This window comes from Clostridium sp., from assembly GCF_029258205.1.
Taxonomy (GTDB): domain Bacteria; phylum Bacillota; class Clostridia; order Clostridiales; family Clostridiaceae; genus Sarcina.
Genome location: NZ_JARHZJ010000086.1, coordinates 25,742 through 48,347, shown reverse-complemented (window position 1 = coordinate 48,347; position 22,606 = coordinate 25,742). Strand labels below are relative to the sequence as shown.

Here is a 22,606-nt window from a genome sequence, read left to right as displayed (position 1 = left end):
ATTATTAGTTTTATCTACAATGTCAAAACTAGCTCCTTCAAGTGGTTCTCCAGTTTCTTCATCTACTTTAAGAACCTGTATTCTACCTTTTATTTGAGTATCAACAACATTAATTTCAGCAGTTTCTCCAGCTTTTATAGTAACCTTAACTGGTTCTGCCTTTAAAAATCCTTTTGGACTTTCAACTTCTTCTAAAGTATATTCATTTTCCATTATGTCCGTAAAAGTTAATTCACCATTTTCAGTTGTTTTTTCGGCAACTATATTCCCATTATTATCTTTTAATTGGAACTTAGCTCCAGTTAAAAGCTCTCCATTATCACCTTTTTTAATGACTTTTAAATTCCCAGTTAAACCTGTCCATCTTACAGTTATATTATCTTTTTCTTTAGGCATAGTTTTTAATGGAACTACAGTCATATCTTGTTTCCCAGATACAGGTGTTTTATAAGCTAATGATGAAGGAATAGGAACTGTAGCTTTAACTGAAATTTTCATATCCCCTGTTTTAGCATTTTTAGGAATATATGCTCTAAAGCTTTCATTAGCACTAAATTTATTTCTCTCATTACCATTCATGTCCACTATTTTAATTTTATCTTTTAAATTTGGATCACTTGTGCTTTTTACAGTAACTTTAGCGTCATTAAAAGAATAATCAGATTTTATTTTTATAGAATCACTTACTAAGTAATCTCCATTTTCACTTGCATTAACTTCATTTGGATTAATTTCAAAGAAAGTTGGTAATTCTCTATTTTTAGCTTTATTAACTAAAAAGTCTATAGCTGGTTTTAACTTACTTACAGGAACTACACCATCTCTAAGTCTATTTCTGTCAATTCCTCTATTTATTTTAGCTTCTCTTTGATAAGCCCATAAAGCAAGTTGCGTACAATATCTATATTCATCTTCAGTTAATCCAAATTGACTACCATTTTTAGCTGGATATCCCCAATAAAGCATAACTTCTAATCCCGAATCATTTGGAATTTCTGTTGTATAATCTTGTCCATTTGGACTTTCTGCTCCAACAGTCAAACAATAAGCAATATTATTGCTAGAAGTATAATATCTATCTTTTCCTATAGATTTAACTTTTCCGTCTATAAGACTATGATATTTTAAATAAGTAGTAGATGATGTGTGATTAATTTCAACAGCAAACACATTAAAACTTGGTGCAACAATTAACATTGCCAATATCATTGAAATTGTTTTAAATAATCTTTTAGATTTTCTGAATATATTCATGAAATCCCTCCTAAAAAATTTTAAATCTATATAAAAAGAGAATCACCCCAAATGAGTAATTCTCTTGAATTTTCTTTATTTAATAAACTTATAATCTTTACAATAATATATTTTAAAATATAAAAAAGAGCCTTAGATTAAATCTAAGACTCTCAATCTATATTAAGTAAAGGAGAAGCTATTTAATAATCAAATCCTATTACAAAGTAATATACTCCATTACTATCTTTATATACTGCACAAGCACCTTCTGTTAGTTCATCATCTAATAAATTTTTATTGTGTTGAGGTGAATTTTTAAATTGTTGTAATATCTTACTTGCAGTCATACTAGATCCATTAAATCCAACTACATCTCCACCTTCAGGATAATTCCCATGTATTGCATCTTCTTTTTGTGCCATCAATTCAGCTTGTGATTTTACCCAACCAGCATACTTGTTACTCCATGTTAAAGTATTTAATCCTTTTTCTTGTCTATATTGATTAAATAAGCTCCAAAGTTCATTGCTCATACTAGTTTGATATTCCCATGTTCTTTTAGGTTTACTTGGCTTAACTGGTTCAACTGGTTTTTCAGTTGGTTTTGGAGTTTCAACTGGCTTTTCTACTGGTTTACTTTCATTTTGTGGCTTTTCAGTTGGTTTTGAAGTTTCAACTGGTTTAGTATTTTCAACTGGTGGGGTAGGGGTGCTATTTCCATTATTTATTTGTGGATTAGAATTACTTTCAGTTCCACCAGTTGAATTACTTGGTTTATTTTCAGTTGGTTTTACTGGATTATTAGGTTTAGTATTTTCAGCTATAACTGGAGGTTTAACTGTTACAGTACCACCACCTGTAATTGTTATACTTCCATTTTCAACTTTCTCTACTTTTTCAACCTTTCCAGTTTTATTATTTTTTATTGCAACATTGCTTCCAGCTTCTTTTTTATCAGCGACAATCTTAGTTACATCATCACCTTTTGAGCTATCAGCAATGGTTTTGCCTTCCTTGTCTTTAACTACTAAAGTTCCATCTTCTTTTTCTTCAACAACTACATCACTATCTGTACTTGCTTCGTCTTTATTTTCTGTATCTTTATTTTCATTTTGCTTATATGTATCTTCTTTTTTATCTGCTAAAGCTATACTACTTTTTTCTGTGTTACTTTTAGAATAGTGGTTACTTATAGCATATCCACTTATTCCAACAACTGCTATTCCTAGAGCTACTGCTACTCCTATGCTCTCCTTTTTATGTACCTTTACAAACTCAATTATAGCTTTTATTTTCTTATTCATAATTTTCACTTCTCCTTTGATCTTTAATTTAAATTTGGTGTCCTTCGGGAACACTTTTAAATTATATTTAATCTTTTATTTTCAATGTCATTATAAAATTCTAAACTGTTATTCACCTTAAATAATTTTTTACCACAATTTATGCAATAAGCTATCTTACCTTGCTTATAAATAGCATGATCATGTATATCTCCTATTTCTTCATCTAATTCTCCATTAAAGTTATAACGTTCTTGATATTTCCCTCTATATGAACTTCTGAAAAAATATCCTTCCGAACTTTTACAATAAGGACATTCTTTCATGTTTAAATACTCTTTACTCATAAGCTAATCTCCTATTATATAATAAATTCTAAAGAATCTAAATCCATTAATCCAACACTTATTGCTAAAGCTATATTTAATTTTTTCAATTCATTTCTTGTTAGATGACCTACAAATTCTTTAACCTTATTTTTATCTATTGTAGTTACTTGTTCTAAAAGAATTGTAGAATCTCTTTCTAAACTATTATTATAAATTTCACTATGTACTGGTAAATCTTTTTTATACTGTGATGTTATTGGTGCTACAATAAGAGTTCTCCCATATTTATTACCTAAGTTATTCTGAATAATTACAACTGGTCTTACTCCACTTTGTTCAGAGCCATTTTGTTCGGGTAAGTCTGCATAAAAAATATCTCCTCTTAAATAAGCTCTTGTTGGATTTATTTTTAAAAATTCACTTCTTATTGTCCTCATGTCTTTTTCCTCCTTTCTTGTTAATCTTATATGTATTAAGCTAAAGTTGTTCCATTCCATAAATTTTCTTGCCATTCTTTTTCCCAATTCTTAAATTCCTCGCTAGAATAATTCCTTTGAGTAAAGTTTACTTTAGGCAATTCAGTATTATTATATAACCACATTGGAACATTAAAATTATTATCTTGTACTTCAAGTAATTTTTCATAGAGTATTGTTTCTATATATTTTATAGCCCCAATTAAATTAATCCTTTTAAGGCTATATTTAATTTTTTTAAAAACTAGCCATTGAACACATTTATCGTGAATTGAGTTAGAATTTAAATTATTTGCCACAAGTAAAGCTTTTGCTATAGTTTTTAATTGTTTCTTTGTTGCTATAACATTGTACTCTATACCTTTGTAAGCTTTTGCCAATCTCTCTAACAAACCTTTATTATTTGGCTCTTCTTCTACTTTTTCTTCTATATCATTTTCTTTATTTTCAGAGCTTATTTTATCATCTTTTTCCTTTTTTTCAAAATCTTCTATGCCATAAAATTTAAATTTTCCATTTCTTTTAAGCTTTAAAATTCCTATGTCTAGTAATATATTTGTTAATTTTTTAAAATACGCTAAAGAAATTTGTGGTTTCTTTTTTCCATTAACCATTTTTTTCTTACTTTCAGCATATTTACTGTGTAACTTTTCTATAGAAAAATCTAAATATCCAGTTTCTTTATTGGCATATTTTATAATATAAGCTAATACAGAACCAGCATTTTGTATTTTCTTTTTACTTCCAATTTTACTTAATTTGTCTTTTTGTTCTTTAGTAAACTGTATCTTATAAGCCATTTTTATACCCCCTTCCCTAAACTATTATTTTTATATATTTAGGCATATCTCTCGGATAAACCATATCTTCTGTTTCTTCTTTTAGCCTTTTGCCACTACCATAATTTTCATAAGCACTTTTGCATTGTTTCCCTAAATTGCTTCCAGTAATATATTTATTGCTTTCGTGGTTTAATGCTCTATTAATTTCTCTTTTAATTCGTTCAGGCATATTTTCTCTAAGTCTTAAAATCTCTCTATTATTTAAAATAAGCCTATTTATCTTATTTTTATCTATAATTCCTTTGCGAGTTAATAACTGTATTCTCTTTTGCACAGCTTCTTTACTTCTATCTATTTCTTTACCAATTTCTCTTGCTGTATATCCTAAGTAGAAAAGTTCAATGACCTTTAAATCTTCTTCTCTTTTCCAGTTACCTTTTTTAATTTTCTCCACCTCCTAAAAAACTATATAGTTATTCCATACCAATATGTGTGGAAAATTCGTTCATTCAATTTTTAAATATTATTAACAAATAGTTAATTTCCTAATTAAAACACAAAAAAAATGCGTTTTTAATAATTAATAAACAAATTAGTAGTTTATACTAATAATTTATCAATATTTAACGCATTTTTGCAATTTTTGTATAAGATTATAATAACATTTCTACATAAATTAAATAAGAATCCATATTAAGAAAATATAAGAAAAACAACATCTTAAAAAGATGTTGTTTTAAAATTATTTATTCTTCATTTTCTTTTCATAATTATGATAAAGTATAAAAGCAATTATAGCAAAAACTATTGGACCAGTTATTTGGAAAGCCATAGCTGTATAATCTTTGTCTGCAATAACAGGTTTTATTATTGTAAATAAATTTGCAAATCCTATTGTAAATGTTACTATTACTGACCAAATTAATGATGATTTGTATGACTTGTACATAACAAATGGTTTTTCTATATGCTTTTTCTTTTTAAATGCTGGGAAAGCTCCAGATAGGAACATATATGGTATTGTCATAGCAACATTACCCATTAATATTAAATAACTAAAGAATTTATTTGCAGATTCTCCACCAAAAGAGGCTACCAATACAAATATAACAACAACTATACATTGAATCCACATAGCATTAACTGGCATATTATTTTCATTTAACACTGTCCATTTTTTTGGCCAGATTTCTTTAGGTGTTCCTTCTATTAATTGTTTAATAGGTGCATAACTTAATGTAAAGAAAGCTCCCATTAAGGCTAGCATCATTGAAAGTCCTATATATCTTGCAAACCAAGCTCCTAATTCAAGAGAAGCACCAGCACTCATACCAAATACTTGACCTAATTTTACACCTAAATTTTGAATTACTACGTATGATACATTTGCTAAATTAACATTATCTCCTGATAATACTTCTTGCCAATTTGTAAATAATCCAACACAAAGAATTCCAACAGCATATCCAACAGCTATTATTATAGATGCAATCATTAATCCCTTTGGAAAATTCTTCTTAGCATCTTTAGTTTCGTCAACTAATCCACTGACAGCTTCTAGTCCACCATAAGCAAAAATTGCAAAAACTAAAAATCCTAATATACCAATTGGTGATTGGTAAGATGGATTTTGAGCATGAACAAAGGCAGCACCATTTATTACTTCAGCAGGTTTAAATCCATTACTTATAAAAACAATGATTGCTCCTAGAATAAGTACTATGTTTGATAATGCAACAACAGTTCCTCCAATTGAAGTAACCTTTGTTATACTCTTTAATCCTTTAGATGCTGCATAAGTTATAACTATTATAAGTATTGATCCTAGTACAGCCATTGTCTGTGGAACACTCAAGCCAAATAAAGACCATGTTCCTGTAGTATCTTTTCCATATATAACATTTGAAAAAGGAATCCATATTGATGATGAGTTACTAACTAACCATATTAAATTTGAGGAATACCACATGAATGTAACTATGAAGGCATATTTAGGGCCTACAGATTTAGACATCCATGAGTATATTCCTCCTCTTTCCTTTCTAAATGCTGCTCCATATTCTGCCATCATAAAAGCATATGGAATTGAGAAAGCTAATGCTGATATTATGTACCATGGAATAGCACTATATCCCATTAAATAAAAGGCCTTTGGCATGTTAGCAAAACCATATACTGATGTGAAAATCATTAATATAAGCGCTGTTAAAGACAATTTACTTTTATGTTCTGAGCTCATATTTTTCCTCCTTAGTTAAATTATTGAATTATAATATTTTTATACATATAATATATCATCTTATCATAAAATTTAAATATTTAAAATATTTTTTGAATTATATAATAACATTTTATTAATATTTAGTTAATATTTTATTGTTATTATAATATTATCAGAAAATTAAAAGTTTTTTTAATAATTAAATTAATGAATATAGTACAATTAAATTTATTTTACTCTTATCAATATTTTGAAATTAAATACTTAACGTCCTAAAAAACTTTATATGTGTTTAAGTATATTACACCAAAATTCTCCAAAATTAAAGTTTTAATATGTTAATATAATAAATTATGTGATATTACTCCCAAATATGTTATATTATTATTATGAATATTTTATGTGGGGTGATATTTTGGCAGCAGGAAAAACACATGACAAAATTACGGTTATTATGACCCCTTTTATAGCCTCTTTCTTTTTATTTATAAATATGATATTCTTAGAAGACTTAGGAAGTAGCCTTGCCTTTACAATATTAGGCGTATCTATATATATGTTTGGTGGGTATATGTTTTCAGGAGATTTAGATATTAAGAGTAGAGAATTTAGAAGATGGGGTTATTTAAAGTTTATTTGGATTCCATATCAAAAACTATTTGAACATAGAAGTGTTTTTACACACGGATTTATATTAGGACCTATAATAAGAATACTTTATGTATCTATTATTCCTATAACACTTTATTCATTATTATATTCTTTTTCTATAATTAATATATCTACAACAGAAATGTTAAAGTTAGTTTTTAGTTTTATATTAAAGAATAAAGTCTTATTTGGTAATATAGCTTTAGCCTTATTTTTAGGTTCTGGTCTTCATACCATAACTGATATGATATATAGTTATTTTAAAAAGAAATTTTCTTATAAAAAGAGAAAAACAAGTAAAAAATATAGTAGAAGTAAACGACCTATAAGAAGAATTGCATAATAAAAAAGCCTAGCTTTTAATACTTTCTTTGATGTATATTTAACATTTTATCTCAAAGTAAATATTAAATAGACTAGGCTTTTTTTATTTTATTGGTAGTTCTAAAAGATTTATTATATCTTGTTCATCCTCAGCTATTTAAATATTCATATTCGCCTCTTATAGTAATTGCTTAAATATATTATAATATTAAACTACAAATTTCCTAAACTTAAAATTATATTATTTAAGATACTTTTAAAATTAAAATATTAAAGTCTCAAATAAAAAAACATTTTCTTATTTGAGACCTTATATTTATTAGCTATTTAATATATATTCACTTAATTTAGCATTAGCTAACATTAATTTTATTCTATTTTCTTGGTTTACTTTTGTTGAAGATGGATCATAATCAACAACAACTATATTAGCTTCTGGATGTTTCTCCATAATTCCTCTAATCATACCTTTTCCAACTATATGATTAGGAAGGCATCCAAAGGGTTGAGCACAAACTATATTATTTACACCACTATTTATAAGTTCTAACATTTCAGCAGTCATAAGCCACCCTTCTCCCATTTTAACTCCTCTTCCTATATATTCTTCAACAGAAGTTTTTAATTCCTTAAATGGAGTTGGAGCCCTAAACTTACTATATTTTTTTATTGAATCTATCATGAGATTTTGTAAATGTTCTAAATATAAACATCCAATTTTAGTGAATTTACTTGAAACTTTTTTCATTCCATACAACTTATAATCTATTTCTGAATTAGATAAACAATACATGAAGAAATCTGTTACACCAGACATAACAACTTCTGCATTATCACCTCTTAAAAATTTCTCTAAATCATTATTTCCTAATGGAGAATATTTTAAATAAATTTCTCCTACTATACCAACCTTTACTTTTTCAACTTCTTCTAATTCTATCTTAGAAAAATCTAAAATTATATTTTTATATAGTTCTCTTACTTTTAAATACTTTAAGCTTTCAAATTTACCTTTTAAAATATCAATCCACTTATCTAAAATTCTATCTGCTTCACCATTCTTAATCTCATAAGATTTACACTGATTATACATATACATAAGTAGATCTCCATAATAAAGAGCATATATACATTTTATTAATAATCCTGGATACATCTTAAAACCATCATGTTTTTCTAGTCCACTTGCATTCAAAGAAATTACTGGAACTTGTTCTAAATTATTTTCTTTTAATGCCTTTCTTAATAAATGTATATAATTAGATGCACGACATCCTCCTCCAGTTTGGCTCATTATTAAAGCTGTTTTGTCTGGGTCATATTTTCCACTTTTTAAAGCTTCCATAAGTTGTCCAATTACAATCATAGCTGGATAGCATATATCATTATGAACACTTTTTAACCCTTCTTCAATAGCGCTATTTGTATTACCATTAAAAAATTCTAATTTATAACCATACTTTTTCATTATTCCAGATAAAAGTTTAAAGTGTATTGGCAACATTGTAGGAGCTAAAATAGTATGAGTCTTTCTCATCTCTTTAGTAAATACTGCAAAGTTTTTATTATTTTCTATTTCCATTCTATCACCTATTCCCGTGCTATAGCCTCTAGCAAGCTTCTTATTCTTATTTTAGCTGCACCTAAATTATTAGTTTCATCTATTTTCAGCTGAGTATATATCTTGTTATTTCTCTCTAGTATGTCTTTAACTTCATCAGAAGTTATAGCATCTGTTCCACATCCAAAGGAAACTAATTGTATAAGTTCCATATCTTGATTTTTAGCAACATAATAAGCGGCATTATATAATCTAGCTTGATATGTCCATTGATTTAATATATTAACCTTTGGCTTTTCATGACTTGATTCAATAGAATCTTCTGTTAAAACAACAATTCCTAAGCTACTTAAAACCTTGTCTATTCCATGATTTATTTCTGGATCTATATGATACGGTCTTCCTGCTACTACTATAACCTTTTTATTGTTATTTTTAGCATATTCTATAAATTTTTTACCTTTTTCTTTTATATCCTTAGTATATTTCTCATACTCTGTATAAGCTTTTTCTAAAGCATTCTTAACTTCCTTTTGTTTTATATCTCCAAAAATTTTATTTAAAATCTCATAAAGTTTTTTGCTTAATAACCTTTTGTTATTTAAGCTTAAATATTCCATTATAAAGTTATTACTATTTAACTCTTTTACATTTGTCTTTAAAAGTTCTGGATAATAAGCTACAACAGGGCAATTAAAACAGTTATCTGATATACCTTCGTCAAAATTATAACTCATGCATGGATAGAATATATGCTCTAGATTCTTACTTATCAAATTTTCTATATGCCCATGAGCTAGTTTTGCTGGGTAACAAACGGTATCTGATGGAATTGTATGCTGTCCTTTTAAATACATCTTTTTATTTGATTCATCAGATAAAATAACCTTAAAGCCTAATTCTTTAAAGAATGTAGCCCATAGAGGAATATTTTCATACATATTTAATACCATTGGTAATCCTATAATTCCTCTTTTACCTTCATCTAATGATTCATATTCTCTTAGTTTTTTATATTTATATTGATACATATTAGGAATGTTTTCAGATTTTTTATTACCAGTTGGTTTTTCGCATCTATTTCCTGAAATATATTTTTCTCCATCATTAAATATGTTTATTGTTAAATTACATCTATTAGTACATAAACCGCATTTAGCGATTTTTGATTTATGTGTAAATTGCTCTAAATCTTCTTTAGAGATTAACTTACTTTCCTTTAAATTTCTTCTTTTTGCATAAAGAGCACATCCATAAGCTCCCATAAGACCTGATATACTAGGTCTTATAACATTCATACCAAGCTCTTTTTCAAATGCTCTAAGAATCGCATCATTATACATTGTTCCACCTTGGACAATGATATTTTCACCTAATTCTTCAACACTTTTTGCTCTTATTACTTTGTAAAGAGCATTTTTAACAACACTTACTGAAAGTCCAGCTGAAAGATCTTCTACTGTAGCTCCTTCTTTTTGAGCTTGTTTTACTGATGAGTTCATAAACACTGTACATCTTGATCCTAAATCTGCTCCATGTTTAGCAAATAAACCAAGCTTTGAAAAAGTTTCTACATCATATCCCATTTGATTTGCAAAACTTTCTATAAATGATCCACATCCAGATGAACATGCTTCATTTAACATTATATTGGTTACAACTCCATTTTTTATTTTAAAACATTTGATATCTTGTCCACCTATATCTAAAATAAAATCTACCTTAGGATTAAAATGACTTGCTGCAATATAGTGTGCTACAGTTTCTACTATTCCAAAATCAATTGAAAAAGCTTTTTTTATTAGTTCTTCTCCATATCCAGTAACTGCACTACCAACTATCTTAATTCTTTCTCCACATATATTATAAATATGCTTTAATTCTTTTTTTACAACTTCAATAGGATTTCCTTTATTAGATCCATAATATTCATATAAAATATTATCGCATTTATCTATTAAAACAACCTTTGTTGTAGTACTTCCAGCATCAATTCCTATGTATGCCTCTCCAGTATAATTATTTATATCACTACTTATAACTTTAGCTTTATTGTGCCTTTCTTTAAACTCATTATATTCTTCTTCAGAATTAAACAATGGATCTATTATATTCATAGTTGATATTTCATTATGATTTTCTTTTATTATACTAAGTAGTTCATCATATTCATATTTTCTATTATCTTCTTTAGAATATATAGCACTTCCAATAGCTACAAAAACCTGTGCATTTTCAGGAGAAACAACATCATTATCCTTTAACTTTAATGTTTTTATGAATCTCTCTCTTAATCCCTTACAGAAATATAAAGGACCTCCTAAAAACATTATTTTTCCTTCAATACTTCTTCCCTGTGCTAGTCCACCTATTGTTTGATTTACAACAGATTGAAATACACTAGCTGAAATATCATCTTTTCTTGCTCCTTGATTTAATAGAGGTTGTATATCAGTTTTAGCAAAAACTCCACATCTTGAAGCAATCTCATATATATTCTCATGTTTAAGACTTAAGTTGTCCATTTCATTTACAGTAAGTCCCATAAGATGAGCCATTTGATCTATGAAGGCTCCTGTTCCTCCTGCACAACTTGAGTTCATTCTCTCCTCAAAACCACCAGTTAAAAAAATTATCTTGGCATCTTCTCCTCCAAGTTCTATTGCTACATCCACATCATCATAATATCTTTTTATAGCTAAGGTTGTAGCGAATACTTCTTGAACAAAAGGTAAATTATACTCTTTTGAAATTCCATAACCTGCAGATCCAGTTATAGCTATCTTAAATTTTTTATTCTCAATTATCCCTCTTATATTTTCTAGTTCTTCGATTAGCTTTTCTCTTACCTTAGAGTAATGTCTTTCATAATTTGAATAAACTATATTATCCTCTTCATTTAATACTATACACTTTAAGGTTGTAGACCCTGCATCAATACCTATTTTGTAATACAAAGTTAATATCACCTCTTTATTAATAATTGATATATTTCTATTAATTATCATTTAAAAATATGAATAAAATTTGAAGAAACAATTCATTTTTTGTTAACTCTTTATTAACTATATCATAATTATTTAATTATATCATCTAATTTAAATTTTTAGTAATAAGCAAAATTTAAATTTACTTTTAAAATTAATTAATATTTTCATTAAAATAAAGATTAATAATTAACTGTAAATATATGCATAAAAAAAGTGGTTATTAAGAGTTTTTACTTAATAACCACTTTTTTATATTTAATTATCTTCTTTTTTTTACTTTTGACCCTCTTTGGCTCTTTTGATCAAAACTTCTTGATTTACTTCCTCTTTGTTTTTTGCTATGAGAACTTCTTTTTTTATCTTCTGACTCTCTTCTTTCCTTGTTCTCATTTTTGATCTTTCTTCCACCAATTTTGTGATTACTATGATTATTTCCCTTTCCAAAGCTATTTTTATCTCTAATTAAGCATTTTGGTCCATTACCGATTAAATCTTCTCTACCAGCTTTAACTAAAGCATCATAAACTATATTATAATTCTTTGGATTTTTAAATTGTAGTAAAGCTCTTTGCATTGCTTTTTCTTCTTTGCTTCTAGGAATATATACTTCCTCCATTGTTAAAGGATCTAATCCAGTATAGAACATTGTAGTTGATAATGTTCCTGGAGTTGGATAGAAATCTTGTACTTGCTCTGGTTGATAATTTATATCTCTTAAATATTCGGCAAGCATAATTGCATCTTCTAACTTACATCCTGGATGACTTGACATTAAATAAGGAATAATGAATTGTTTCTTTCCTAATCTTTCTGTAATTCTAAAGAATTTTCTTCTAAACTCATCATAAGTTTTTCCTGCTGGTTTACCCATATACTTTAAAACATTTGGAGATACATGCTCCGGTGCAACTTTTAATTGACCACTTACATGATGCTCAACTAATTCTTTGAAGAAAGTATCATCCTTATCTGCCATTATATAATCATATCTTAGTCCTGAACGTATAAATACCTTTTTAATTCCTGGTAATTTTCTTACTCTTCTTAATAAATGAAGATATTCTCTATGGTCTACCTCCATGTTCTTACATATACCTGGTGACATACATCTTTTATGCTTACAAGCTCCTAAAGTTAATTGCTTCTTACATGCTGGCTTTCTAAAGTTAGCTGTAGGTCCACCTATATCATGTATATATCCTTTGAAATCATCATATTTAGTTATTTCTTCAGCTTCTTCTACTATAGAATCTTCACTTCTACTAGTTACAATTCTTCCTTGATGGAATGTTATTGCACAGAATGAACAGTTTCCTGAGCATCCCCTTGAACTTACTAAGCTAAACTTAACCTCTTCAATAGCAGCTATACCGCCATCTTTTTCATAAATAGGATGATAAGTCTTTTGATATGGAAGAGCATAAACTCTATCTAATTCTTCCCTTGAAAGAGGCATTTCTGGTTTATTTATAACAACGTATTTTCCATTATGTTCTTGAACTAAAGTTCTTCCTCTTACAGGATCTTGTTCATCATATTGAATTTTAAAACACTCTGCATAAGTTCTCTTATCACTTGAAACTTCTTTAAATGATGGTAAAACTATATGTTCTTCATAAATTTCATCTAAATTATCAGCTATGTAACATGTTCCTGGTATATGTCTTATGTATTTTCCATCAAAACCTTGATTTAAGAAGTCAGCTACTTCAACAATTTGTTTTTCACTCATTCCATATACTAAAAGGTCAGCTCCACTATCAACTAATATTGATTTCCTTACCTTATTTTCCCAATAATCATAGTGAGCAAATCTTCTTAAACTAGCTTCAATTCCACCAATTACTATATTAATATTCTTATAAGCTTCTCTTATTTTATTGCAATAAACTATTGTAGCTCTATCTGGTCTTTTACCCATTTCTCCCTTAGGAGTGTATAAATCTTTATTTCTTAACTTTTTGCTTACTGTATAGTGATTAACCATAGGATCCATATTGCCACCATTAACTAAGAATCCTAATCTAGGTCTACCTAATTTTTTAAAATCATCAACGCTCTTCCAATCTGGTTGAGCTATTATTCCAACCTTATATCCAGCATTCTCTAAAACCCTAGATATAATTGCTGTACCAAAACTATGATGGTCTATATATGCATCTGCTGTAACTATTACAAAGTCACATTGCTCCCATCCTCTTTCTATCATATCATCTTTGCAAATTGGCAAAAACTTATTTTCACTCATCTCTTCACCTACTTGTCTCTTCTTAAGCTTATTTAAAACTCCTATAAATAAATCTTCATATGATTATAACATTAAAAAGAGTCTGTATCAAAATAATTTTTAGTAAACTTCATTCCAAAAATTTCTGCAAGTATTTTTTATTCTCTCTTCACTTTCTACTAAAATATTAAAAAACCATTCTTTTGGAAGTAAATTCTTATATTTATTTGTAAAGTATCTATCATCTAATAAAAGTACTACTCCCTTATCATTTTCTGTTCTAATACATCTTCCCGCTGCTTGAAGAACCTTAATTATTCCAGGATAAACATAGGCATAGTCGAAACCATTTTTACCTATAGAGTTATAATACTCTTTTATACTTTCTCTCTCTAAACAAATTTTAGGCATACCAACTCCAATAATTATAACTCCAATAAGTTTATCTAAAGTTAAATCTATTCCCTCTGAAAAATGTCCACCTAAAACAGCTAAGCCAAGATGTGTTTTTTCTCCTCCTTCTTTAAACAAAGATAAAAACTCTTCTTTTTCTTCTTCATTCATATGATTCCCTTGAGCTACTAAGCTAAAATCAAATTCTCTTTTTTTAATTTCCTCATGAACCATCCACATATATTCATAAGAAGGGAAAAATACAAGATAGTTTCCCTTTTTGCTTTTTGCACATTCTATTATGTAATTAACTATTTTAGGAAGAGTTTTCTTTCTATTAGAATAGGTTGTTGATACATCCCTTCCAACTATAGTAAGCTTATTTTTATAATCAAATGGCGAAGTTAAATTAACAGAATAATCTCCTTCCTTCTCTCCATAAAGTTCTTTAAAGTAATCCATAGGAATGAGAGTGGCCGAAAAAATTATAACTGATTTAAATTTATTCATTATACTTTTAAGTATCCTAGAGGGATCTAAACAGTTAATTGACAACTCCAAATTATTTCCATCTAATTTATATAAACTAATAAATTCTTCTCCATAATACCCACATATATTTAAGAATTCATACACATTAAAATATAGCTCTAAAAGATTTGAATTTTCTTCATTAGACTTACTTTCATAAATGTCTACCTTTTCTAAAAAACCTCTTAAAATTCCATATAAATCACTTGGTTCTTCCTTTTCTACAAGACTTTTAGTTTCTAAATTTTCTAAAACCTTTCTTTTTTCTATTAAATATTTATTAACTTTATCTAAAGAGTTATATATGCCCCTATCTTTACTTTTAAATTCTCTTTTTAGTTTTAAAAAATCATCTTTAAATATTTTTGAAGAATACATGCTTCTTCCCCTATCTAAAAGATTATGAGCTTCATCTATTAAAATGGTATAACCCTTGGCTTTTCCTTCTAATATTCCCTTTAAAGAAGCCTGAGGATCAAATATATAATTATAATCACATATTACTACATCACAAAAATTACTTAGCTCAAGAGAAAATTCAAATGGACAAATATTATATTCATAGGATAATTTATTTATATATTCTAAATCATAATCTTCCTTATTATTTAGTGCTTCCTTTAAAGCAATATTAACCCTATCAAAATATCCATTAGCATAAGGACAATATTCTGGAACACACTTTTTTTCTTCCATCTTACAACATTTTTCCTTTGCAGTTATATTAATACTTCTTATATTTAATCCTTTTTCTCTCATGATACGCAAACTATTATTTGCAATTTCTCTTGTGGTAGTTTTAGCAGTTATATAAAAAATCTTGTCAGTTTTTCTGACTCCTAAAGCTTTTACGGCAGGAAATAATGTAGACATTGTTTTACCAGTGCCAGTGGGTGCTTCTGCAAAACACTTTTTTCCTTCTGTAATAGACTTATAAACTCTAACAGCAAGTTCCCTTTGTCCCTTTCTATAGGACTCAAAAGGGAAATTAAAACTATCTATAGAATCATTTCTAAAGTCTATCCATTTCTTCTCTAAAAGTATCCATTCCTTATATTTTTCTATTAAATCATAGAAAAACTCTTTAAGTTCATTGAAACTATATACTTTTCTTAAAAACTTTGTTCCAAAGTCTTCAATATTGTAATAAGTTAATTGAACTATTATTGAGTCTAAATTTTTCTCTTTGCTGTATATATAAGCATATACTTTAGCCTGTGCCCAATGTAATTCATTAAAATCATAATCTATATCCATTACGTTTTTTGTAGTAGTTTTTATTTCATCAATAATTATTCTTTCATTTTCCTCTAATATTCCATCTGCTCTACCTTCTACCCTTAAAGTAAATTCTTCAAAGTCAATATCTTCTTTTAAGTTAACTTCAGATCTATCCTCTTCAGAATAAGAACTCTGTATTTTTTTGTGCCCTTTTATTCCTTCTAAAGCTCTTACAGATGCTTTCATACGACTATCTATACTTCCTTTTCTTAAAACAAATTCAACTAAGTTTCTTATAGAAATCTTTATTAATTCATTTTTCACTTAAATCACCCATTTTCACTGTGTATATATAAACTTTATCACATAATTAATAAAAAACAAAAAGCCTAGAAAAATTTAATCTTTCTAGGCTTTTTGTTTTTATTAAGAATTTCTTTTTATCTCTTCTTCTAAACCTTGTGATAAATGTTTTTTATAAAATACAGTAAAGCATGTCACTGTTGATAGAGCTGCTATTATATCTGCAAAAGGTTCCGCCATAAGAACACCTTTAAGCTTATTTTCAAAAACTATTGGAAGTAAATATATAAATGGTATTAAAAGCACAATCTTCCTAAGTAATGCTAAAATTAATGATATTTTTGCTTGTCCTAAAGCTAAGAAAGTTTGTTGACAAGCAACTTGAGCACCAAAAAGTAAAATACCTGCAAAATATATTCTAATACTCCATGAAGTTATCTCCATTAATTGAAAATTACTACTATTAAAAATCTTTACAAACACCTCTGGCAATATCATTAATGCACTCCACATAATTGTGGTAAATATCATTGATGATATCAAAAGTAATTTAAAGGCTTTTTTTACTCTATGTAGCTTATTAGCTCCATAGTTATAACTTATTATAGGTTGTGCCCCTTGTGAAAGTCCCATTAATGGAAGTAATATTATTTGCATTACGCTACTCATAATAGTCATTGCTCCCACAGCTAAGTCTCCACCATACTTTAACAAATTATTATTCATACTTATTATTACTAAGCTTTCAGTAGCTTGCATTATAAATGGAGATATTCCTAAAGCCATTATTGAAAATAGTATTTTAAATTTTGGCTTTAAGAATTTTTTTCTTATTCTAAGAATACTTTGTTTTCCAAATAAGAAATGTACTACCCATATGGCTGAGGCACATTGACCAATTATAGTTGCTAAAGCGGCTCCCTTAACGCCCATATTAAATCCAAAGATTAAAATTGGATCTAATACAATATTTATTATAGCTCCTACCATAACTGTTATCATTCCAACCTTAGCAAATCCTTGTGTATTTATAAAAGGATTCATTCCTAAGGCAATTTGAACAAATATAGTACCTATTAAATAAATGCTTAAATAATCTAAAGCATACCCTATAGTTGCCTCACTAGCTCCAAAAGCCCATAAAATAGGCTCCTTAAATATAAAGAAAAATAATGTTAAAATTAAAGCTAATCCTATAAGTGCAGAAAAACTATTTGTCATTATTTCTTCAGCATCCACTTTTTTCTTTTCTCCCATTTTAATTGCTGCTAAAGGAGCTCCTCCCATACCAACTAAAGCACTAAAGGCAGAAACTATCATTATAATAGGAAAGGCTACACCAACTCCAGCCATGGCCATGTCCCCAGATTGTAACCTTCCTATAAACATTCTATCGACTATATTGTATAGAACATTAACAAGCTGAGCTATTATAGCTGGCATAGCTAGTTTAAAAAGTAGCTTTCCAATACGATCCATTCCTAAATCTGTTGATTTTTTCTCAATATTATTCACCTTATTTAAACTCCTTCCACAAATTAGCTGAATAAATATCTATTAGTAATTTTTTAGATTTAAACCATAAGTAAATTTAAAAGTTATTTAACGTAGTTAAATTCATTTTACTAAATTTTCTGTTGTTTTTCTCTTAATTTTATAAAAAATTAAAATATTATTAAAAATTATAAAATTATATTTCAATAAGCATATTATTTTATATAAAATAAAAATTTATTATTTTAGTATTTTTTTTATAAAAATCTATAAGCTAATATAATGAGAAAGGATGTGATTATTTTTGTGGTACAAAAAATCAAAAAATGAAATATTAAAGGAATTAGATGTGGAGGAAAAGAATGGTCTTTCCTCTGATGAAGCATTAAGAAGGCTTGAAAAGTATGGAAAAAATAAACTTGTAACTAAAAAGAAGAAAACTTTATTTAAGCAGTTCTTATATCAGCTTAAAGATGTAATGATTTATATACTAATTATAGCGTCAATAATCTCTGCATTTTTAGGAGAAATAAGTGATGCTTTAATAATACTGTTAGTTATATTAATAAATGCAGTTATAGGGGTTGTTCAAGAATCTAAAGCAGAAAAAGCCTTAGACGCTTTAAAGGAACTTTCCACTCCTAAAGCTCTTGTTAAAAGAGATGGTTCTTTAAAAGAAATTCTTTCAGAAGATATTGTACCAGGTGATATTGTAATAATAGATGCAGGTAGATATATTCCTGGAGATCTCAGATTAATTGATACAGCAAACTTAAAAATCGAAGAATCTGCTTTCACAGGTGAATCTATTCCTTCAGAAAAAGATGCTTCTTTTTTACCCGACAAAGAAGTTCCTATTGGAGACCAAAATAACATGGCTTTTATGTCTACCCTAGCTACATATGGCCGTGGAGTTGGAATTGTTGTTGGTACTGGAATGAATACTGAAATTGGTAAAATAGCTAAAATGATAGAACAGGAATCAAATGAAGACACTCCATTACAAAAAAAATTAAGCGAACTTGGGAAAATTTTAGGGTTTTTAGCTGTAAGCATATGCCTACTAATTTTTATTATTTCATTTTTCCAAGGAAGAGATTTACTTGAAATGTTCTTAACTTCTATTTCTTTAGCTGTTGCGGCTATTCCTGAGGGATTACCTGCCATAGTTGCTATCGTATTAGCACTAGGAGTTCAGAGAATGGTAAAAAAGAATGCAATAATAAGAAAACTTCCTGCTGTAGAGACCTTAGGTTCTGTAAGTATAATATGTTCTGATAAGACAGGTACATTAACTCAAAATAAAATGACAGTAACTACTATTTACACAAATGATTCTTATATAAAAGAAAATGAATTTAATTTAAATGAAAATGAATCTAAACTTTTAGCAGATTGTATGGTTCTTTGTAATGATGCCACATACTCAGAAAAAAACCAAACTGGCGATCCTACTGAAATAGCACTTTTAGAATCCTCTTTTAAGCTTAATATACTAAAAGAAAAACTTGAAAAAGAATTTAAAAGAATAGATGAAATTCCTTTTGATTCTGATAGAAAGTTAATGACTACAGTAAATTTAGTAGATAGTAATAAAGTTCGTGTGTTTACTAAGGGTGCCTTAGATTCTATACTTTCAATTTGTAATAAAATATCTATAAATGGAGAATTATTAGACTTCACCAAAGAATATAAAGATAAAGTTTTAGAAAACTCTAATATAATGTCAGACAAAGCCTTAAGAGTTCTTTCCTTTGCATATAAAGATACATCTAAAGAAAATATAGTTTTAGATTCTTTAGAAAAAGATTTGATTTTTATTGGTATGGTTGGAATGATTGATCCACCTAGACTAGAAGTTAAAGATTCTATTAAACTATGTAAAAGTGCTGGAATAACTCCAGTTATGATAACTGGAGATCATAAAAACACAGCCTTTGCTATTGCAAATGAACTAGGAATAGCAGAAGATATTTCACAAGCCATTACTGGTCATGAAATAAATAAATTTAAAGAAGAAGAATTCAATGAAAAAATTATAAATTACAGAGTTTTTGCAAGAGTGTCTCCTGAACACAAAGTGAAAATAGTTAAAGCCTTTAAATCTCATGGAAATATAGTTTCTATGACTGGAGATGGAGTTAATGATGCACCTTCCTTAAAAGCAGCTGATATAGGTGTAGCTATGGGAATAACAGGTACGGATGTATCTAAAGGTGCTTCAGATATGATTCTTACTGATGATAATTTTTCAACAATAGTTTCTGCTGTAGAAGAAGGAAGAAAGATCTATCTAAATATAAAAAAATCTATAGTATTTTTATTATCCTGTAATTTAGGTGAAATAATAACACTATTTACAGCTATACTACTAAATTGGAATTCTCCCCTTCAACCAATACACATTCTTTGGGTAAATTTAATTACAGATAGTTTTCCAGCTCTAGCTTTAGGAGTTGATAAAACAAAGGAAGATGTTATGAATAATCCTCCTAGAAATCCTAAGGAAAGTATATTTATTAAATCTGATAAAGTTCAACTTGTAATAAATGGAGTTTTAATAGGAGGAATAACACTATTTGCATTTAAATTAGGCGAAAGACTTTATGATGATTCCTTAATTCATGCTCAAACAATGGCCTTTATTGTACTAAGTGTCTCTCAATTGTTTTTATCACTGTCTTTAAGAAGTAATACTAAATCAGCATTCTCCTTAGGACTGTTTTCTAACAGATACTTAGTATATTCAATATTACTTGGAATCTTTCTTCAAGTAATAATAATTTCAATAACCTTTATTGCTAATATATTTAAAGTTACTCCTTTACTTTTATATGATTGGATTTTGGTTATGCTTGTATCCTTAATTCCATTTGCAATAAATGAAATGTTAAAATTATTTAGAAATTAAAAATAAAAAAGTAAGGTACATTAATATACCTTACTTTTTTATTATTTTATATTTTTTCTTAAGAATTTTGGCATAACTCTTAAAAGTTTAGGTGAAATTTCTTCTATATCTGCCTTTTTAATTCCACCTAAAATTATAATTGCATGAAGATACATAAATGCACCTATAGCTATAATTAATAGCAATATAACTATACCTAATATTAAACTTAACTTATTAAAATCTATAAATAAAGATATTACATATTTACTAAGTATTATTCCTATACCCATGTATATTGATGCTAATAAAGGTTTAAATGCATATTTTAACATTGATATTTTCATCTTTAATGTTTTTTTCATTCTAAAGTGATTAAGTACTAAAGAAATTACGAAAGCTACCATTCCAGAAATTACAGCTCCATAAATATTTATATCTGGATTTGCAACTAAAGTCATATTTAATGTAAACTTCACTATAATACTAAGAGCTAAGGTGAATAATACATAGTAAAATTGACTTACACTTTGAAGTATTACATTTTGCATAAGTACTATTGCCGTTAATGGTATCATAGCAGCACCTATTACCATCATCATATATCCATTTGAATCTGCAAAAATATATTTATATATGTTTTCACTTAATAAAGCTAATCCAAAGGCTGATGGTATTGATAAAAGATATGTAACTCTCATAGAGAAATTAATCTTATTTTTTATCTCTTTTTTATCCTTTAAAGCATAAGCTCTTGATATTGCAGGTAATGCCATATATCCTAAAGAAGTTATAAATACCATTGGAACATTTAATAAAATTTTATATCTTGTTGAAAAATATCCATAAAGTTCATTAGCATAACTTTGGGAAAACTGAGCTGCGTCAACAAGTCTATTACTTACTGTTAACATATCTATTATATTTCCTAAGTTTTGAAGACCAGTACTAAGAGTTATTGGTAATCCATATTTAAATAGAGTTCTTGCTATTTTTTTACCTGTAATTCTTCTAACTTCAGGATCTTGTTTTCTCTTAGCTTCCTTTTCAACTCCATATATATTATATATGTATATCAAATATAATACTGCCATTAATGCTCCAACAGAAGATCCTATAGTTCCTCCTGCAACTCCTAAAGACACACTTTTCTTTATAAGAAAATATGCACATAATAAACTTAAAAATACATTGACAACTTGTTCAATAACAGTTGCTATAGCTATTGGTGTTGCTTGAGATCTTCCTTGGAAATATCCTTTATAAGTAACTAACACAGTTGTTATCATAATTGTTGGTGATAAGAATATTATTGGATAAACCATTTGTGGTGTCTCACTCATATTTGCTATAAAATTAGCACTTAACATTAGCACTATAGTAAATATAGTACCAACTCCAAGTAAAAATGCTCTTGAAATCTTAAATGCTCTTAAAGCATCTTTATAATTACCAACTGCATCTAACTCTGAAACATATTTTGATATAGCTGTTTGTAAACCTACATTTGTTAAGGCATATACAAAAACAAATATGTCATAGGTTTTGCCATATATCCCCATACCAACACTTCCTACAATTCTAGTAAGAAAAGGTACATAAATTAAAGATAATAATTTAGCAACTATGCTTGCAATGGAAAGTATTGCAAAGCCTTTAGTTATAGACTGCTCTTTCATAAAAATCTCCTATCT

The 22,606-nt window shown here is 27.7% G+C and carries 15 protein-coding genes; 2 read left to right on the top strand and 13 right to left on the bottom strand.

The features are described from left to right. From Q1J60_RS10345 to yjeM, 7 genes are all read right to left on the bottom strand, one after another. Positions 1-1,254, bottom strand: a 1,254-nt coding sequence (locus Q1J60_RS10345) for a SpaA isopeptide-forming pilin-related protein (protein ID WP_300261795.1), incomplete at its 3' end; no start/stop codon positions are given. A 182-nt stretch (positions 1,255-1,436) separates the two neighbouring features. After that, positions 1,437-2,540: a CAP domain-containing protein gene (locus Q1J60_RS10340; RefSeq protein WP_300261792.1), complete on the bottom strand. Its 1,104-nt coding sequence runs from the start codon at positions 2,538-2,540 to the stop codon at positions 1,437-1,439. A gap of 56 nt (positions 2,541-2,596) precedes the next feature. After that, positions 2,597-2,866 carry a hypothetical protein gene (locus Q1J60_RS10335; protein ID WP_300261790.1) on the bottom strand — a complete coding sequence of 90 codons (270 nt, stop codon included), beginning with the start codon at positions 2,864-2,866 and terminating at the stop codon, positions 2,597-2,599. 14 nt (positions 2,867-2,880) lie between these two features. After that, positions 2,881-3,285 carry a type II toxin-antitoxin system PemK/MazF family toxin gene (locus Q1J60_RS10330; protein ID WP_300261787.1) on the bottom strand — a complete coding sequence of 135 codons (405 nt, stop codon included), beginning with the start codon at positions 3,283-3,285 and terminating at the stop codon, positions 2,881-2,883. Positions 3,286-3,320: 35 nt separating this feature from the next. After that, positions 3,321-4,124, bottom strand: a complete 804-nt coding sequence (locus Q1J60_RS10325; protein WP_300261784.1) for a hypothetical protein — start codon at positions 4,122-4,124, stop codon at positions 3,321-3,323. 16 nt (positions 4,125-4,140) lie between these two features. Then, on the bottom strand, positions 4,141-4,560 hold the full coding sequence (locus Q1J60_RS10320; RefSeq protein ID WP_300261781.1) for a hypothetical protein: 420 nt from the start codon (positions 4,558-4,560) through the stop codon (positions 4,141-4,143). A gap of 288 nt (positions 4,561-4,848) precedes the next feature. Then, positions 4,849-6,345: a glutamate/gamma-aminobutyrate family transporter YjeM gene (yjeM, locus tag Q1J60_RS10315; RefSeq protein WP_300261778.1), complete on the bottom strand. Its 1,497-nt coding sequence runs from the start codon at positions 6,343-6,345 to the stop codon at positions 4,849-4,851. Between the two features lie 397 nt (positions 6,346-6,742). On the opposite strand from yjeM, the gene Q1J60_RS10310 reads away from it, so the two are divergent. Next, positions 6,743-7,321 carry a metal-binding protein gene (locus Q1J60_RS10310; protein WP_300261775.1) on the top strand — a complete coding sequence of 193 codons (579 nt, stop codon included), beginning with the start codon at positions 6,743-6,745 and terminating at the stop codon, positions 7,319-7,321. 300 nt (positions 7,322-7,621) lie between these two features. Here the strand turns inward: Q1J60_RS10310 and Q1J60_RS10305 are convergent, their stop codons facing one another. From Q1J60_RS10305 to Q1J60_RS10285, 5 genes are all read right to left on the bottom strand, one after another. Further along, positions 7,622-8,884, bottom strand: coding sequence for a 2-hydroxyacyl-CoA dehydratase (locus Q1J60_RS10305; RefSeq protein WP_300261772.1), 1,263 nt, complete (start codon positions 8,882-8,884; stop codon positions 7,622-7,624). A gap of 8 nt (positions 8,885-8,892) precedes the next feature. Next, positions 8,893-11,820 carry an acyl-CoA dehydratase activase-related protein gene (locus tag Q1J60_RS10300; protein ID WP_300261769.1) on the bottom strand — a complete coding sequence of 976 codons (2,928 nt, stop codon included), beginning with the start codon at positions 11,818-11,820 and terminating at the stop codon, positions 8,893-8,895. A gap of 292 nt (positions 11,821-12,112) precedes the next feature. Continuing rightward, positions 12,113-14,101 carry a YgiQ family radical SAM protein gene (locus Q1J60_RS10295; RefSeq protein WP_300261766.1) on the bottom strand — a complete coding sequence of 663 codons (1,989 nt, stop codon included), beginning with the start codon at positions 14,099-14,101 and terminating at the stop codon, positions 12,113-12,115. A gap of 99 nt (positions 14,102-14,200) precedes the next feature. Continuing rightward, positions 14,201-16,549, bottom strand: a complete 2,349-nt coding sequence (locus tag Q1J60_RS10290; protein ID WP_300261764.1) for a helicase C-terminal domain-containing protein — start codon at positions 16,547-16,549, stop codon at positions 14,201-14,203. 102 nt (positions 16,550-16,651) lie between these two features. Then, the gene (locus Q1J60_RS10285) at positions 16,652-18,007 is read right to left on the bottom strand and encodes an MATE family efflux transporter (RefSeq protein ID WP_300261797.1); all 1,356 of its coding nucleotides are present in this window, start codon (positions 18,005-18,007) and stop codon (positions 16,652-16,654) included. A 319-nt stretch (positions 18,008-18,326) separates the two neighbouring features. Here Q1J60_RS10285 and Q1J60_RS10280 point away from each other — a divergent pair, with 319 nt between their 5' ends. Continuing rightward, positions 18,327-20,933: a calcium-translocating P-type ATPase, PMCA-type gene (locus tag Q1J60_RS10280; protein WP_300261761.1), complete on the top strand. Its 2,607-nt coding sequence runs from the start codon at positions 18,327-18,329 to the stop codon at positions 20,931-20,933. A gap of 41 nt (positions 20,934-20,974) precedes the next feature. Here Q1J60_RS10280 and Q1J60_RS10275 read toward each other — a convergent pair whose 3' ends face one another. Beyond that, the gene (locus Q1J60_RS10275; RefSeq protein ID WP_300261758.1) at positions 20,975-22,591 is read right to left on the bottom strand and encodes a putative polysaccharide biosynthesis protein; all 1,617 of its coding nucleotides are present in this window, start codon (positions 22,589-22,591) and stop codon (positions 20,975-20,977) included. Positions 22,592-22,606: the final 15 nt, after the last annotated feature.

Bases quoted from the DNA above. Each gene is read 5' to 3' on its own strand.
- Q1J60_RS10340 (WP_300261792.1), bottom strand. From the start codon at position 2,540: ATGAATAAGAAAATAAAAGCTATAATTGAGTTTGTAAAGGTACATAAA.
- Q1J60_RS10335 (WP_300261790.1), bottom strand. From the start codon at position 2,866: ATGAGTAAAGAGTATTTAAACATGAAAGAATGTCCTTATTGTAAAAGT.
- Q1J60_RS10330 (WP_300261787.1), bottom strand. From the start codon at position 3,285: ATGAGGACAATAAGAAGTGAATTTTTAAAAATAAATCCAACAAGAGCT.
- Q1J60_RS10325 (WP_300261784.1), bottom strand. From the start codon at position 4,124: ATGGCTTATAAGATACAGTTTACTAAAGAACAAAAAGACAAATTAAGT.
- yjeM (WP_300261778.1), bottom strand. From the start codon at position 6,345: ATGAGCTCAGAACATAAAAGTAAATTGTCTTTAACAGCGCTTATATTA.
- Q1J60_RS10305 (WP_300261772.1), bottom strand. From the start codon at position 8,884: ATGGAAATAGAAAATAATAAAAACTTTGCAGTATTTACTAAAGAGATG.
- Q1J60_RS10295 (WP_300261766.1), bottom strand. From the start codon at position 14,101: ATGAGTGAAAATAAGTTTTTGCCAATTTGCAAAGATGATATGATAGAA.
- Q1J60_RS10285 (WP_300261797.1), bottom strand. From the start codon at position 18,007: ATGGATCGTATTGGAAAGCTACTTTTTAAACTAGCTATGCCAGCTATA.
- Q1J60_RS10275 (WP_300261758.1), bottom strand. From the start codon at position 22,591: ATGAAAGAGCAGTCTATAACTAAAGGCTTTGCAATACTTTCCATTGCA.